At 62.6% G+C, this 1191-nt stretch carries 1 protein-coding gene; it reads right to left on the bottom strand.

Translation table 11 applies throughout. The features are described 5' to 3' along the window. Positions 1-1189 (bottom strand): elongation factor Tu (gene tuf / locus CLI93_RS14620; protein WP_095543731.1); only part of this gene is annotated, 1189 nt, incomplete at its 3' end. Positions 1190-1191 lie beyond the last annotated feature (2 nt).

Here is a 1191-nt window from a genome sequence, read left to right as displayed (position 1 = left end):
AGGCAATGATCTTGGCCACCACGCCGGCGCCGACGGTACGACCGCCTTCGCGGATCGCGAAGCGCAGGCCTTCTTCCATGGCGATCGGGGCAATCAGCTTGACGGTGATGCTGACGTTGTCGCCAGGCATGACCATTTCCTTGCCTTCGGGCAGTTCGATGGAGCCGGTCACGTCTGTGGTGCGGAAGTAGAACTGCGGGCGGTAGTTGCTGAAGAAGGGGGTGTGGCGGCCGCCTTCGTCCTTGCTCAGCACGTAGACCTCGGCTGTGAAGTCGGTGTGCGGCTTGATGGTGCCGGGCTTGGCCAGCACTTGACCGCGCTCGACTTCTTCGCGCTTGGTGCCGCGCAGCAGCAGACCGACGTTGTCGCCAGCCTGGCCCTGGTCGAGCAGCTTGCGGAACATTTCCACGCCGGTGACGGTGGTCTTTTGCAGGTCACGGATGCCGACGATTTCGATTTCTTCGCCGACTTTGATGACGCCACGCTCGACGCGGCCGGTGACCACGGTACCGCGGCCGGAGATGGAGAACACGTCTTCCACGGGCATGAGGAAGGTGCCGTCCACGGCGCGCTCGGGGGTGGGAATGTAGCTGTCCAGGGCTTCAGCGAGCTTGAGGATGGCTTCTTCGCCGATGGGGCTTTGGTCGCCTTCCAGGGCCAGCTTGGCAGAGCCGCGGATGATGGGGGTGTCGTCGCCAGGGAAGTCGTACTTGGAGAGCAGTTCGCGCACTTCCATTTCGACCAGCTCCAGCAGCTCTTCGTCGTCCACCATGTCGGCCTTGTTCAGGAAGACGATGATGTAGGGCACGCCCACCTGGCGCGAGAGCAGGATGTGCTCACGGGTTTGGGGCATGGGGCCGTCAGCGGCGGAGCAGACCAGGATGGCGCCGTCCATCTGGGCGGCACCAGTGATCATGTTTTTGACGTAGTCGGCGTGGCCGGGGCAATCCACGTGGGCGTAGTGGCGGTTGGCCGTTTCGTATTCCACGTGCGAGGTGTTGATGGTGATGCCGCGGGCCTTTTCTTCGGGCGCGTTGTCGATCTGGTCGTAGCCTTTGGCTTCGCCGCCAAACTTCTTGGACAGCACGGTGGCGATCGCTGCAGTCAGCGTCGTCTTGCCATGGTCCACGTGACCAATCGTGCCCACGTTCACGTGGGGCTTGGTGCGCTCAAACTTACCTTTTGCCATTT

The sequence above is a fragment of the Vandammella animalimorsus genome (assembly GCF_002288875.1).
In the GTDB taxonomy this organism is placed as follows: domain Bacteria; phylum Pseudomonadota; class Gammaproteobacteria; order Burkholderiales; family Burkholderiaceae_C; genus Lampropedia; species Lampropedia animalimorsus.
The sequence above is the reverse complement of the archived record's forward strand: the minus strand, read 5'-3'. Positions and strand labels throughout refer to the sequence as shown.